Consider the following 12620-nt stretch of genomic DNA (forward strand, 5'->3'; position numbering starts at 1 on the left):
CATGCCATGGGGAGTGCTGCTAGAATGCTGCGATGATCGAAACCAGCTTGATGGTGATTTTTTTGGCCGGCCTGCTCGGCGGCGGCCACTGTATCGGCATGTGCGGCGGCATCGTCGCCGCGCTGACGCTGCCGCTGCCGCGCGACAAAAGCCGCTTCGTGATGCTGCTGGGCTTCAACGCGGGACGGCTGGCGAGCTACACGCTCATCGGCACGCTTCTAGGTGGATTGGCCGGCGCCGCGCTGCTGCGCGCCCACCCGTTGCAGCTCGGCCTTTATCTGCTCGCCGATCTGATGATTATCGCCATCGGACTCTATCTGGCGGGCCTCTCCGCCTTCGTCACCCGGATCGAGCGCCTTGGACAGCCGGTTTGGCGCCGGCTGCAGCCGTTGGCCCGGCGTTTGCTGCCGATCCGCCACCCAGGACAGGCCGTGATGGCCGGCGCGCTATGGGGCTGGGTGCCCTGCGGGCTCGTCTATAGCGCCGGTTTGTCGGCACTGGCCAGCGGCCACGCGCTCGATGGCGCGCTGGTCATGCTGTGCTTCGGTCTGGGCACCTTGCCCAATCTGCTCGCCATGGGGTTATTCGCCGAAGCGCTGAAGACAAAACTGCAACAAAAAGCCGTCCGCACCGTCGCCGGGCTCGCGGTCGCGGCACTGGGCGCGGCGCAATTGGCGCGCCTCTTGTTTTAGGCCGACAAGCCCTCACACTGGCAGGCGCGCAAAGCAGCCTCCACCGCGTGCGCATCGATATGCGGCGCGATCAGTTCGAAGCGGTTATCGCGCCGCCAAGCGACCTGCGTCGCGCCCCACTGCCCATCGGTCCAATTGAGCCAAACCCAGTCGTCCATGACGCGGAACACGCCCTTGGCGCGCTGCAGTCCCGGCACGCGCGTCGGCAACGTATCGAAAAAATCGGTCAGACGCTCGGCATCGAAGGCGCTATCCGCATCGAACGTCCATCCCTGCGATTGCCAGTCGGACGGCATGTCGCGTGCGAGCGGCGGCCGGTAGGCCTGCCGACGCGCCGTATTGTCGAGCTTGAGCCAACCGGGCTCAACGGCGCCCTCGCGCACCTCGGCCACCAGGGTCTTGGGAGGAAATAGCGCCGCCGCCTGACGCCGAAACGCTTCCATGGTCGGCACATCGGCCAAATCGATCTTATTGGCCACCAACACGTCCGCCAGGGTGATCTGATCGCGGTACATCGGCTGGCGCTGATAATTGCCGTCGACGAATTGGCGCGGATCGACCAGCGTCAGAACGGCGCCCACCGTCAACGCCTCGGCCAGCGGCGGTTGCCGCAGCTCGTCGATCACACCGGCCGCGTGCGCGAGCCCGCTCGCCTCGATCAGCAGCCGATCGGGCTTGGCGCGGCGCAGCAACGTGGCCACGGTCACGGTCATCTGCGGCCCGGCAACACAGCACAGGCAACCGCCGGCGATCTCCGCCACCGGCACGTCGCCGCCGGACAACACCGCGCCGTCGATGCCCACTTCACCGAATTCGTTGACGATCAACGCCCACTTTTCATCGGCCGGCTTGTGCGCGATCAGGTGGCGCAGCGCGGTGGTCTTGCCGACGCCGAGAAATCCGGTAAACAAATTCACCGTAACGGGGTTCATACCAAGCACCTCTGACAAGTCCCAGTCAGCACCAGATTTTGCGCTTGCAGGACAAACCCCACCGCCGCGGTCGCGGCGGATAGACTCGACAGACTCGAGCCTGCATCCAGCTCGCAAACCGCGCCGCAGCCGCGGCAGACCAGAAACAGCGACTCGTGCGTCGCGCCCACGTGGTCGCACACGATGTAACCATTCAGCGCCTCGACCCGGTGCAAGAGCCCCTGTTCCACCAGAAAATCGAGCGCGCGGTATACCGTCGGCGGCGCGGCGCTGCCGCCCCGCTCCTGCTGCAGATCCGCCAGCACCTGATAGGCCTTGACCACGCCATCGTGGCGCAGCACCAGTTCCAGCACCTGGCGGCGCAATGTCGTCATTTTGCAGCCGCGCGCCTGGCAATGGCGTTCGGCCTCGGTCACAAAGCTTTGCACATCCATCTGGCGAAATCCGGATAAAAAAGCACGATGTTATATTATAACATTTTGCCTTTACAAGTTTTAACAGCGCGGTCCGGCAACCTCATTCCATTGTGATAAAATACCCGCACTCACAATGCGCCCATCGGCGGCGCCCACCATCAACCAACATCGTGACACCATGAAAAAACTGCTCCTGACAATGCTGCTGACGACGCTGGCCGTGCCGACGCTCGCCGGCCCGGGCGGCGCGGAACGCCAGCAGGCATTCAAGAAAATTCTGCTGCAATTTGAACCGATGGGCATTGTCGTCCGCGGCCGAGCACCGTACAACAAGGCCGATTTCATCATGCACGCGGACGCGCTCAAGCAGATCGCGGGCCAGCCCTTCACGCTGTTCGCCCCCAACAGCATCGACGCCAAGAGCCGCGCCAAACCGGAAATCTGGAGTCAACCGGCCAAATTTCAGGCAGCCAAGGACGCGCTGCTGAAGTCGGTCACCGATCTGGACGCCGCCGCGCACAACGCCGACTTGGCCACCATTCGCAGACAATATGACGTCGTGGCGCAGAGCTGCAAAAACTGCCACGACAGCTTCCGCGGCCCGAAGGTTTAAGCCAGCCGCCCACCGAGACATGCAAAAGCCCGCGAAACCGCGGGCTTTTTAACAGGCGGCGCCGGAGAGACTCAGCCGCCGGCACCCACCACCAAGGCCAGCACCACGCCGGCCGACACCAGCAGGCTAATCAGCGCCAAACGCAGCGGCGCGAAATACAGCGGCGCCACCTCGCCATCAAACGCCTTGCGCCCAGAGAGCATGGCGCCGATCAGATGATGCCGTTTGAACACGCGATGATAGAGCACTGCGGCCACATGCACGCCGACCATCAGCAGGATCAGATTAAAGAGCGTCTTGTGCACGTCAGTCACGCTTTCCGAGCGCGCCGCGTCGATCAGATGCGCCAGTGGCCCGTTATAGAGATAACTGTCGACATCGGAGGCGAACAAACCCGTGGCGACCTGGCAAACCAGCACCAGGATCAAGGCCAACACCATCAAGCCGCCCAGCGGATTATGGCCGGGCAGTTGATGCTCGGACAGTTGTCCGCGCAAATAGCGGCGAATGACGCCGGGGCGCGGAAGAAAATCACTGAAACGCGCGGTCTGGCTGCCGAAAAACCCCCAGATCATCCGGAACAGGAGCAATACCGCCACCCCCTCCCCGCACCAAATGTGGTAGCGCAGCCAATCGCCCCCCTGGGAGCCGGTATACCACATACCGGCAAACAGTCCGACCAACCCCCAGTGGAATAGCCGGGTGGGCAGATCCCACACCGCCACGACTTGCTTCATCAGTCCAAACTCCTTTATTCCAACGTAGTGGACAGCATAGAGGGGAAAGCTTAACCAGCGCTTATGCCGTTGGCAATGCCTTGCGCGCCAGCAGCAGCAGGCCAGGCACCGGCTGGCCAAGCTCAACCCGCACCGGCACCTGATGCAAGGCCATCAGCGTGAAGCCGGATGCCGCCAGTTCGGCGCGCAAATAATCCTGACGGTGGTTATAGCGCCCGCTCGGCGTGATCCCGAACGGACCATCCGCGAAACGTTCCTCCACCGAGGCTACCAGCCAGCCGCCGGGCGTCAGCGCACCCGCCGCCGCGCGCAGGAAGGGGGCAAGCGCGCCAAAGTAAATGAAGGTGTCGGCACTGGCGATCAGGTCGTATGCCGCGACATGGCACTGTAAATGCGCGACGATTTCCTCTTGGGCAAGATGGTGATAACACTGCTTGTCCGCCGCCAACGCCAAGCTCTTGGGCGACAGATCGACACCCGTCAGCGTGCGCGCCCACGGCTGCAGATAAGGCCCGCACAGGCCCGTGCCGCAACCGGCGTCGAGCACCGACAAGCCTCCGGCGGGTAACGCCAATTTTGCCAGCGCCTCGCCCATCAATGCCGGAATCCGATATGCCAGCGTATCGCACATTTTGCTGTCGAAAAGCGCGGACGCCTGATCGAAATACTGCTCCAAATAGGCGTCTGAGGCGCGTGGCGGCACATTCTCAACCGTGCACGCCGCCAACATATGCACGGCGATCGGGTGCGCCGGCTCGATGCGCAGCCATTGCCGGTAGACCTCCGCGGCCTCGTCGATGCGGCCCAGCACGTAAAACGACGTGGCCAACATTTGATACGGCTTGTCATCATACGGCGGCAACACATAAGCCTGACATTCGCAGCGCGCCGCCTCCAGCACATGCCCCAGCGCCGTGTGCGCCGCCGCCAAGTTGCGCCAGGCGTCCGCGCGCGCGCCATCCAACGCGACGGCCTTTTCGAAGGCCGTCAGCGCATCCTCGGCGCGCTCGCCGCGCAACAACACCGCGCCCAGATTGCTCCACACTTGCGCTTGGTGCACATCGCGCTCCAGCGAAGCGATAAAAGCGGCGGCGGCCTCGCCGTCCCGTCCCAGCGCGGCCAGCAGGTTACCCAGATCGTTATGCCACTCGGCGCGCTCAGGCGCCAAGGCCACCGCATGCCGCATCGATGCCAACGCGGCCTCGGCTTGGCCACACTGGTACTGCCACAGACCGAATCGATGATGCGCCTCGGCCCAGCCGGGCCATTGCGCCAGCAGTTGCCGGTACCCCTCGCCGGCGGCCTCGAGCCGCCCATCGCATTGCGCCTGCCAGGCGGTGGCCAATAGGGCTTGCGCCGCTGGCGGGACAAATTGCGGTGGTTTCGCGCTCATGGGCGCCTCCCAAAAAAAAGCGACGGACCATTCCGCCGCACCTTTCTATACATTATTTTACGTTTTTTTACGCGCCTAGCTTTAATTTTGCTTACCCGCCCGCATCAGCGCAAATTGCTTGCATTCTTTTCCCAGTCGGCAATAATGACAACTGATATAGAAACACCACGAAATCTACGCACTCTACATAATGCCGTTGCACACCTGACAAAAATTCGCCGGCTTGAGGACCCCATGCCCGCTTCGCTCATTTTGCTGGTTGACGACAACGAATTTACCCTTGACCTTCAGGTGCATTACCTCGAACAGGCCGGCCTGACTTGCCATGGCGTCAATAGCGGGCAGCAGGCGGTCGATTTCTGCCGCCAACATCGTCCTGACTTGATCGTGATGGACATGGCCATGCCGGAGATGGATGGCATGCAGACCACCGTCGCACTGCGCCAACTGTTCGGCGACGACTGGGTACCGATCCTGTTTCTGTCGGCATACGACGAAGAGGATCAAGTGCTGGCGGGATTGGCCAGCGGCGGCGACGATTACCTGACCAAGCCGGTCAAGCCCGAATTTCTCTTGGCGAAAATCCGGGTATTTCTGCGCATCGCCAGCCTACAGCGGCAAATCGCCCAAGACGCGGTGCGTCTGGCCCGCTACTACGAAGAAAATGAATTCGAACAGACGCTGGCACTGGAGCTGATTCAGCGTCTCACCTACCGCTCTTTCGTCGGCCAGGCGCACATTTGGCACCGGCTCCACCCTGCCGGCATTTTCAACGGCGACATCATCTGCCGCAGCGACGCAGCGCTCAACACCGAACATTTTCTTCTTGCCGACTGTACCGGCCACGGCTTAACGGCCGCCATCAGCGCCCTGCCGGTCATCGACGGTTTTTACGAACTGGTCAAGCAATACCTTTCCACCAGCCTGCTCGCCAGCGGCATCAACAAGAAACTGCACAGTCTGCTGCCCACCGGCCGCTTCGTCGCGGCCGCCCTGTGTTCGATCGATTACGACCGCCACACGCTTTCGGTCTGGAACGGCGGCATTCCCTGTGCGCTATTGATCGGGCCTGGCGGGCAGTTGCGGCACGCCTTCGATCCACGCTGCCCGCCGCTGGGCATTCTGGACGAAGACGAATTCGACAGTACCTTGGAGGTTGCGAACTGGCAGGAGGGCGATCTGCTGGTGCTGACCTCCGATGGCATCACCGAAGCCAGCACGCCTCAAGGCGAACAGTTCGGCCTGGCCGGCGTACTGAGCGCCATCAAGTCCAGTTGGCCCGATGCCGTCGGCAGCAGCATTTTGAACGCGGTGAAGCAGCACTTGAATGGCGACGATGCCAAAGATGACGTCTCCCTGCTGATCATCCAGCTGCACAGGCCCGCGGCGGGCTGACCCTCCCATTGCGCAACAAGGATCAGCGCTTGAAACGGCCGATGGCGCGAGCCAAGTAGGCATCGCCGGCCGCCGCCGACATTGCCACGCCAAGTGTCACCGCAAACTGATCATTCCCTCACACGTCTAGCCGAGCACGCTTCCTGCCCCCGCACATCACTTTTCTACCCGTTCGCGCCAAAAATTCGTTCAAACTCAAGCACAGGCGATTGCCTAAGTAGAACCTGCGACAGCCTTGTCGCCTGTTATGACTACTTAAGGAGATCACCATGACCCGTCCGTTTTTGTTGGGGCTGATTGCCCTGCTGTACGCTCATGCAGTGCAAGCGCATAGCGCCCCGCCGATCCTCGGTCCCTTCCGTCCGTGTTCCGATACCGAGCACGCCGAGAAATTCGATCGCACCATGAAAGCAATCCGCAATGTCGCGGAAGATCCGGTCCGCTACCATCTATCCCTGAAAGACTTTCTGGAGTGCGAGTACAGCCGGGAAGAGCGCTAGGCCACTTCCCGCCTAACCCGCGCCCCTCGATGCCTGGCACGAGGGGCCGCCTGTCTTGCGCCATTTTGCACTACGCTGAAAGTGCGCCGCGGTCATCCCGCGGCCGAGGACACGCGCGATGAAGCTGCTGATCTACTCGGACCTGCACAACGAATTCACCCCCTTTACCGCCATAGACGACGCCTGCGCCGCCGCCGACGTCATCGTGCTGGCCGGCGACGTCGACCTCCATTGCCGTGGCGTGCGCTGGGCACAGGCACTCAGCGCGCAGGCGGACGGCAAACCGGTGCTGATGGTGGCCGGCAACCACGAGTTCTATAACGGCCACTTCACCCGGACACTGGCCGAGATGCGCCGAACCGCACAGGGCAGCACGGTGCACGTGTTGGAGAACGATGTCATCACCCTCGATGGCGTACGTTTTCTCGGCTGCTCGCTGTGGACCGACTTCGCGCTTTATGGCGACCCGGTTCCGGCAGCCCAAGCCGCCGGCCGCGGCATGAACGACTACCGCCTGATCGGCCAGGGAGACGACGAACATTCGCTCAGACCGGAAGACACACTGTCGCGGCACCGCCTGTCGCGCGCCTGGCTCGCGCAGCAATTGAAGCAGCCATTCGACGGCCCGACCGTAGTCATCACCCACCACGCCCCCAGCGGCCGGTCCCTGCCGCCATCGCGCCAAGGCGAGGTGGTGTCGCCCGCCTACGCCAGCAACCTGGAAAACCTCGTCGGCGCGCCGGTCGCCTTGTGGATACACGGCCATATCCACAGCTCGTGCGATTACATCCTCCACGGCACCCGCGTGATCTGCAACCCACGCGGCTACATGCCGATCCAGCCCAACCCGCAGTTCAACCCGGCGTGCCTGATCGAACTCTGACCCAGCGAAAAAACAGCAGCATCGCGCAGCGCCGGCACAGCGCACCCAAATTAGCTTGCATAACAAAAGCTAATTATTTATTCTCACAATTACAAATGCATAAAACAGAAGAGGACGGCAGTCATGACAAAAGGTTCATTCGAGGAAATGAACTGCCCGATCGCACAAACCCTGCAAGTCGTCGGGGAATGGTGGTCGTTACTGATCGTGCGCAATGCCTTTTGCGGCATGCGCCACTTTGACGAGTTCCAGCAGCACCTGGGCATCAGCAGCAACATCCTGTCGGCCAGACTGGCGCATCTGACCCAGAACGGCATTCTGCAACGCAGCGAGGCGCAGGACGACCGGCGCAAGGTCTGCTATCGGCTGACAGAAAAGGGAGAGGCGCTCTATCCGATTTTGATTGCCATGACCGCCTGGGGCGAGCGTTGGCAACCGGGGGAGGACGGGCCGCGCCTGGTGTTGACCGAGCGCGCGACGGGGCTTGCCGTCGCCGGCGTGGCGGCGATCTCCGTCGACGGGCGCCCGTTGTCGTTGGATGCCCTGGAATTACAAGCGGGACCCGGCGCGGATCAGCGTACCCAGATGTTGGTCGAGGCCCGATTGACCGCCCAGGCAAATCAGTGAGCAACCGCATTTCCACAAACCAACCATGAAAGGATAGCGATGGCGAATGACCGGATTTGGCTTAAATCCTACCCGCCGGGCGTGCCCGCGGAGATCGACCCCGCGGCCTATGCGTCACTGACGCAGCTGATGGCGCAGTCGTTTCAGCAGCACGCACAACGCAAGGCGTACAGCTGCATGGGGCACAGCATGCGCTACGGCGAGCTGGACCAGCAGTCGCGCGCCCTGGCTGCCTGGCTGCAATCCGCCGGCCTGATGCGCGGTAGCCGCGTGGCCGTGATGATGCCAAACATCCTGCAGTATCCGCTGGCCGTGGCGGCGATCTTGCGTGCCGGCATGACGGTGGTCAACGTTAACCCACTGTATACGCCGCGCGAATTGTTGCATCAGCTAAATGATTCCGGCGCCGAAGCCATCATTGTGCTGGAGAACTTTGCCTCGACGCTGGCGGAGGTGCTGGCCAAGACCAGCGTACGTCATGTGCTGTTGACCCGCCTGGGGGATTTGCTTGGACCGTTGCAAGGCCCGCTGACCAACCTGGTGGTGCGCAAAGTAAAAAAAATGGTGCCGCCCTATCGGTTGCCGCAGGCGGTCTGGCTAAAAACCGCGCTGGCGAAGGGGCACTCGCTACCGTTGCAGCCGGTGGACTTGGGACACGAGGACATCGCTTTCCTGCAATATACCGGCGGCACCACCGGGGTAGCCAAGGGAGCGGTGCTGACACATCGCAATATCATTGCCAATATGCTGCAAAACGATGCCTGGGCTGGCGTCGTGCTGCGCCGGGTCGAGGGGCAGTTGGTGATTTTGTCGGCCCTGCCGCTGTATCACATCCTATCGTTGACCGCCTGCATGATGATGGGGACGCATTGGGGGGCGCACGCCATTCTGATTCCCAATCCGCGCGATATGCCGGGGCTGGTTAAAACCCTGGCGCGGCACCGGGTGCATTTCTTCCCTGGCGTCAACACGCTGTTCAATGGCTTGCTGAATCAACCCGGGATTGCGCGGGTCGATTTTTCTCAATTGAAGATCTCGCTCGGCGGCGGCATGGCCGTACTCGCCACCACCAGCGAACGTTGGCAAAAGGTCACGGGAACGCCGATTCTGGAAGGCTACGGACTGACGGAAACCTCGCCTTGCGCGACGCTCAATCCACCAGACATCAAGGGCTTTACCGGCGCCATCGGCTTGCCGATCCCCTCCACCGACATTGCGATTCTGGACGACGGCGGCAATCATCTGCCGCCCGGCTCGGCGGGAGAAATCGCCATTCGCGGGCCGCAAGTGATGCGCGGCTACTGGAACCGCCCGCGGGACACTGCCCAGGTGATGACCGCCGACGGCTTTTTCCGTACGGGAGACGTGGGCGTGATGGACGCCGCCGGCTTCGTGCGCATCGTCGACCGCAAAAAAGACATGATCCTGGTGTCCGGTTTCAACGTGTATCCGAACGAGATCGAAGCCGTGATCTCCACGCACCCCGGCGTGCTGGAGTGCGCCTGTATCGGCGTGCCCGACGCGCAGAGCGGCGAAGCGGTCAAATTGTTCGTGGTGCCGCGCGATCCCGCGCTGAACGCGGAGCAGCTGCTGCAATTCTGCAAGGAACAACTGACCGGTTATAAAAAACCCCGCTATATCGTATTCCGCAACGAGCTGCCAAAAACCAACGTCGGCAAGATTCTCCGCCGCGCGTTGCGCGAAGAGCAGCAGCCGTCCTGAGGGAGTCTCCCACTGATTGCTTCACACACACGAGGAAAAACGAGATGGAAGCGACGCTACAAGAAAGCAATCCGATCGTCATGGACGATCCAAGCCGCAAGATGGTGCGCACCTTGATCGGGGCTTCGCACCGCAAGTTACTGATGCTGGATTCCGTTGTGGATTGGCAATGCGGGGTGGACCGCGCCAATCTGCCCAAACTCGAACAAGCAGCATGGATGTATGGTACGCCGTACTGGGATCAGCTGACACCTGAGCAAAAGAACGAAGTACTGTGGCTGGAAACCTCACGCGACGTTTCGTACTTCATCTGGCTGGAGCAGGCGCTGCCGGTGCTGTACGTCGGGTACGTTAATCAGTATCACGACGTGCTGACACCGGATATTCGCGAGTACCTGATGATTTTCTCGCGCGAGGAAATCGTGCACACGCTGATGTTCCGCCGCTATCTGGAAGTCGCGAACCTACCGTTGTGGAGCCATCCGGAAAGCATTCCGCAGTTTTCTCAGTTTGAATCGCAGTTGCCGGTGCTGCACCCTGTCTACGGTATTTTGTGGAATCTGCTGATCGAGTGGTTCGCCGAACTGAACTCGATCTATCAAACGCAACACGAGGGTATCGACCCGCTGACGCGCAGCATGTTCAAGGAACATCACATGGAGGAGGTGCGGCACATCGCCTTTGCCAAGAGCGTGGTGGAAAACTATTTTGCTCAGGCGCCGGGCGATGAATTCAAGCAAGTACAGGCATTTTTCCGCAAGGGCTATCAGTTCCTGGTCGACGAATACACCTATATGCCCGAGATTGCCCGCTTTACCTCGTTTGAGTTCCCGATACAGCCGCACGAAACGCAGAAGATTGCAGAAATTCGCCAATCGGAAAGCAATCGAAAACTGAATGAAATCCGTTTTCGGGACGTGAACGAATGGTGCAAGCGCTACGGCATCATTGACTGAACGCGCTTCTTCCGCCGTGGAAGCCTCCGCGGCGGTTTCCTGACTGCTTTCACTATCTTGCTGCTGCAAGGGGGCTTCCTATGCTCGACATTCTTCCGCTTCAGAGTTCGTATCACATCGCCGAACTACGTATTGCCAAGCCACCGGCGCATTTCATGGATCTGGAAACCCTGCGCGCGCTGCGGCATGCCTACGAGCAGGCCGAGGCCGAGGGTTGGCAAGGCTTGATATTGTCTGGCGTGCCCGGTTTTTTTTCTTCCGGCATCGATCTCATTCCGCTACTGCAAAGCGATGTGGCCGCCGTGCATGACTATTGGCACGCCGTGTTCGATCTTGCCTGCGCGATGGCGCGCAGCCCCATACCGACCATTGCCGCCATTACCGGCCACTGCCTTGCGTCGGGCACTCTGCTGGCGCTCTTTGCCGATTATCGCCTCATGGCACAAGGCAACTGGGGTATCGGCCTGAATGAAGTCCGTGCCGGCGTGGCATTACCGGATTGTTTCCAGTTGCCGCTGCGCCGGGCGGTGGGCGTGCGTCAGGCCGAGCAGATGCTGGTCTTCGGTCGGATTCTCACGCCGCAGCAAGCCTTGAACATCGGGCTGGTGGATGAGTTGGCTGAGCCGGAGGCATTGCTGGACTTGGCCGTGCAACGGCTGGAAGCCTTGCTGGCGCTTCCGGCGCACAGCATGCGCTCCACTCGCGCCATTAGCCGTCAGGATCTGTCGAATGTTTTTACCGAGGTTGACGCGCTGCCGGTAGAGGATTTTGTCCAGGCGTTTCTCGACGCCCAAACACAGACGGCGTTACGCCGGGTCGCCGATGAGATCGTACGTAAGGCGACCCGGACCGGACGCGCTGTCAACGGACCATGATGGGAACGGGTTCTCGCCGGAGGCTGCCATGAATTTGTACTTGCGACTGCTGTATACCTGGATCCGCGCCTGCTTCAAATCTCGTATTCAAATCGGGGATGTGATCGAACTGGCATTGACGGTATTGCCCAATGACCTGGATTTCAACGGACACATGAATAATGGCCGTTACATGACCATTGTCGATTTGGGCCTGATCGAATACATGACGCGATGCGGTTTTTTGCGGCAAGCGCTTAAGCGGGGCTGGCGGCCGGTGCTGGGCGGTGCAATGATCGCTTTTCGTCGTGGCCTCAAACCCTGGCGCAGTTACCAGCTGCGCTTTTCGGTGGTTTCCTGGGCAGGGAACTGGAGTTATATGCGCTTCGAATTTGTCCATCGCGGCGAAGTGATGGCAGTGGGCTATGCCAAAGGAGGCATTCTCTCCCGTGATGGCTTAATCCCCTGTGCCAAGACGTTTGCCGCGATCGAAGAGCATCGCCTCTCACCCACTCCCTCGATGGCTCTGCAGGCATGGATCGATGCTGATGCCTTGATGCGCGCCTAAGGGGCTGCTCGCACCCTCACCCCACACAGCAACACGCTCTGCGGGGTTTTGCATTTCCCGCGACGATGGCCCCACTAGCCCATTAAAAAAAGGCGGCCGTGGCCGCCTGCGAACCGAATCAATCGCGCGGGCTAGTCGTTGAGCGCGTGGCTCAGCAGCGTCAGCTTCTGCCCCATCGCCGCCATCAGCATGGCGGTGGTGGCGCTGCTGTAGCGTTCGCCAGGGCGATCCAACTGCCGGATCAACACGTTCAGATTGCGTTGGATGTCGCGCAGATCACTTTGCAATGCAAGGGAAGAAGAAATAGGTGTTGTGCTGTTCATCATGGCAAG

At 61.0% G+C, this 12620-nt stretch carries 15 protein-coding genes; 10 read left to right on the top strand and 5 right to left on the bottom strand.

What is annotated here, in order from left to right:
* Positions 1-32 precede the first annotated feature (32 nt).
* A complete protein-coding gene (locus JOZ06_RS03710; protein WP_293228783.1) occupies positions 33-692 on the top strand; it encodes a sulfite exporter TauE/SafE family protein in 660 nt (219 codons plus the stop codon).
* On the opposite strand, the gene JOZ06_RS03715 is transcribed toward JOZ06_RS03710, so the two are convergent.
* Both JOZ06_RS03715 and JOZ06_RS03720 read right to left on the bottom strand, forming a co-directional pair.
* On the bottom strand, positions 689-1624 hold the full coding sequence (locus JOZ06_RS03715; protein WP_293228786.1) for a GTP-binding protein: 936 nt from the start codon (positions 1622-1624) through the stop codon (positions 689-691). The genes JOZ06_RS03710 and JOZ06_RS03715 overlap by 4 nt on opposite strands.
* Positions 1621-2058 (bottom strand): Fur family transcriptional regulator, encoded by a 438-nt coding sequence (locus JOZ06_RS03720; protein WP_293228789.1) that lies wholly within the window; start codon positions 2056-2058, stop codon positions 1621-1623. Before JOZ06_RS03720 ends, JOZ06_RS03715 begins: the two co-directional genes overlap by 4 nt.
* 160 nt (positions 2059-2218) lie before the next feature.
* Here JOZ06_RS03720 and JOZ06_RS03725 point away from each other — a divergent pair, with 160 nt between their 5' ends.
* Positions 2219-2653, top strand: coding sequence for a cytochrome c (locus JOZ06_RS03725; RefSeq protein WP_293228792.1), 435 nt, complete (start codon positions 2219-2221; stop codon positions 2651-2653).
* Positions 2654-2724: 71 nt separating this feature from the next.
* Here the strand turns inward: JOZ06_RS03725 and JOZ06_RS03730 are convergent, their stop codons facing one another.
* Positions 2725-3390: a cytochrome b/b6 domain-containing protein gene (locus tag JOZ06_RS03730; protein WP_293228794.1), complete on the bottom strand. Its 666-nt coding sequence runs from the start codon at positions 3388-3390 to the stop codon at positions 2725-2727.
* A 61-nt stretch (positions 3391-3451) separates the two neighbouring features.
* Positions 3452-4783, bottom strand: a complete 1332-nt coding sequence (locus JOZ06_RS03735; protein ID WP_293228797.1) for a tetratricopeptide repeat protein — start codon at positions 4781-4783, stop codon at positions 3452-3454.
* Positions 4784-5017: 234 nt separating this feature from the next.
* On the opposite strand from JOZ06_RS03735, the gene JOZ06_RS03740 reads away from it, so the two are divergent.
* The 8 genes from JOZ06_RS03740 (at position 5018) to JOZ06_RS03775 (ending at position 12288) form a co-directional block, all read left to right on the top strand.
* Positions 5018-6178: a SpoIIE family protein phosphatase gene (locus JOZ06_RS03740; RefSeq protein WP_293228799.1), complete on the top strand. Its 1161-nt coding sequence runs from the start codon at positions 5018-5020 to the stop codon at positions 6176-6178.
* A 269-nt stretch (positions 6179-6447) separates the two neighbouring features.
* Positions 6448-6678, top strand: coding sequence for a hypothetical protein (locus JOZ06_RS03745; RefSeq protein WP_293228802.1), 231 nt, complete (start codon positions 6448-6450; stop codon positions 6676-6678).
* Between the two features lie 118 nt (positions 6679-6796).
* On the top strand, positions 6797-7561 hold the full coding sequence (locus JOZ06_RS03750; protein WP_293228805.1) for a metallophosphoesterase: 765 nt from the start codon (positions 6797-6799) through the stop codon (positions 7559-7561).
* Between the two features lie 123 nt (positions 7562-7684).
* Positions 7685-8188, top strand: coding sequence for a helix-turn-helix domain-containing protein (locus JOZ06_RS03755; RefSeq protein WP_293228808.1), 504 nt, complete (start codon positions 7685-7687; stop codon positions 8186-8188).
* Between the two features lie 39 nt (positions 8189-8227).
* Entirely contained in the window at positions 8228-9910 is a 1683-nt protein-coding gene (locus tag JOZ06_RS03760; protein ID WP_293228810.1) for a long-chain-fatty-acid--CoA ligase, read from the top strand.
* A 44-nt stretch (positions 9911-9954) separates the two neighbouring features.
* On the top strand, positions 9955-10866 hold the full coding sequence (locus JOZ06_RS03765; RefSeq protein ID WP_293228812.1) for a diiron oxygenase: 912 nt from the start codon (positions 9955-9957) through the stop codon (positions 10864-10866).
* Between the two features lie 80 nt (positions 10867-10946).
* The gene (locus JOZ06_RS03770) at positions 10947-11741 is read left to right on the top strand and encodes an enoyl-CoA hydratase/isomerase family protein (RefSeq protein WP_293228815.1); all 795 of its coding nucleotides are present in this window, start codon (positions 10947-10949) and stop codon (positions 11739-11741) included.
* 28 nt (positions 11742-11769) lie between these two features.
* Positions 11770-12288 (top strand): thioesterase family protein, encoded by a 519-nt coding sequence (locus JOZ06_RS03775; RefSeq protein ID WP_293228818.1) that lies wholly within the window; start codon positions 11770-11772, stop codon positions 12286-12288.
* Positions 12289-12419: 131 nt separating this feature from the next.
* Here the strand turns inward: JOZ06_RS03775 and JOZ06_RS03780 are convergent, their stop codons facing one another.
* A complete protein-coding gene (locus JOZ06_RS03780) occupies positions 12420-12614 on the bottom strand; it encodes a hypothetical protein (protein WP_293228821.1) in 195 nt (64 codons plus the stop codon).
* Positions 12615-12620: the final 6 nt, after the last annotated feature.

The organism is Paludibacterium sp. (assembly GCF_019232825.1).
GTDB lineage: Bacteria > Pseudomonadota > Gammaproteobacteria > Burkholderiales > Chromobacteriaceae > Paludibacterium.

What these genes read in the sequence shown, in the direction of transcription:
- JOZ06_RS03715 (WP_293228786.1), bottom strand. Translation starts at nt 1,624, where the DNA reads ATGAACCCCGTTACGGTGAATTTGTTTACCGGATTTCTCGGCGTCGGC.
- JOZ06_RS03760 (WP_293228810.1), top strand. Translation starts at nt 8,228, where the DNA reads ATGGCGAATGACCGGATTTGGCTTAAATCCTACCCGCCGGGCGTGCCC.
- JOZ06_RS03745 (WP_293228802.1), top strand. Translation starts at nt 6,448, where the DNA reads ATGACCCGTCCGTTTTTGTTGGGGCTGATTGCCCTGCTGTACGCTCAT.
- JOZ06_RS03780 (WP_293228821.1), bottom strand. Translation starts at nt 12,614, where the DNA reads ATGATGAACAGCACAACACCTATTTCTTCTTCCCTTGCATTGCAAAGT.
- JOZ06_RS03770 (WP_293228815.1), top strand. Translation starts at nt 10,947, where the DNA reads ATGCTCGACATTCTTCCGCTTCAGAGTTCGTATCACATCGCCGAACTA.
- JOZ06_RS03735 (WP_293228797.1), bottom strand. Translation starts at nt 4,783, where the DNA reads ATGAGCGCGAAACCACCGCAATTTGTCCCGCCAGCGGCGCAAGCCCTA.
- JOZ06_RS03720 (WP_293228789.1), bottom strand. Translation starts at nt 2,058, where the DNA reads ATGGATGTGCAAAGCTTTGTGACCGAGGCCGAACGCCATTGCCAGGCG.
- JOZ06_RS03775 (WP_293228818.1), top strand. Translation starts at nt 11,770, where the DNA reads ATGAATTTGTACTTGCGACTGCTGTATACCTGGATCCGCGCCTGCTTC.
- JOZ06_RS03725 (WP_293228792.1), top strand. Translation starts at nt 2,219, where the DNA reads ATGAAAAAACTGCTCCTGACAATGCTGCTGACGACGCTGGCCGTGCCG.
- JOZ06_RS03750 (WP_293228805.1), top strand. Translation starts at nt 6,797, where the DNA reads ATGAAGCTGCTGATCTACTCGGACCTGCACAACGAATTCACCCCCTTT.
- JOZ06_RS03755 (WP_293228808.1), top strand. Translation starts at nt 7,685, where the DNA reads ATGACAAAAGGTTCATTCGAGGAAATGAACTGCCCGATCGCACAAACC.
- JOZ06_RS03730 (WP_293228794.1), bottom strand. Translation starts at nt 3,390, where the DNA reads ATGAAGCAAGTCGTGGCGGTGTGGGATCTGCCCACCCGGCTATTCCAC.
- JOZ06_RS03765 (WP_293228812.1), top strand. Translation starts at nt 9,955, where the DNA reads ATGGAAGCGACGCTACAAGAAAGCAATCCGATCGTCATGGACGATCCA.
- JOZ06_RS03740 (WP_293228799.1), top strand. Translation starts at nt 5,018, where the DNA reads ATGCCCGCTTCGCTCATTTTGCTGGTTGACGACAACGAATTTACCCTT.
- JOZ06_RS03710 (WP_293228783.1), top strand. Translation starts at nt 33, where the DNA reads ATGATCGAAACCAGCTTGATGGTGATTTTTTTGGCCGGCCTGCTCGGC.